Source organism: Bacillus sp. SIMBA_008, from assembly GCF_046535495.1.
Taxonomy (GTDB): domain Bacteria; phylum Bacillota; class Bacilli; order Bacillales; family Bacillaceae; genus Bacillus; species Bacillus subtilis.
Genome location: NZ_JAWRWL010000557.1, coordinates 1 through 267 on the forward strand (window position 1 = coordinate 1; position 267 = coordinate 267).

1 protein-coding gene is annotated in these 267 nt (G+C 46.1%); it reads right to left on the minus strand.

Going from position 1 to position 267, the window contains the following annotated elements:
- Nucleotides 1-267 (minus strand): amino acid--tRNA ligase-related protein (locus tag SB658_RS24425; RefSeq protein WP_410602958.1); only part of this gene is annotated, 267 nt, incomplete at both ends.

Sequence of the window (267 nt, forward strand, 5' to 3'; positions counted from 1 at the left end):
GCCATTTAGGACAAGATCGTAAGCCTGTGCTTTCATGTCTTCTGGACTTGTCTCAATTAATTCAAGATCGTCGCGCACTGGCATTGTGAAAGGATGATGGGCAGCATAGAAGCGGCCTTCTTCTTCATCTTTTTCAAGCAGCGGCCAATCAACAACCCATAAGAAGTTGAAAAGAGACTCATCGATGAGCCCAAGCTCTTTACCGAGTTTTAGGCGAAGGGCACCAAGTGCGTCATGGACAACAGACGTCTTATCTGCAACAAAAAG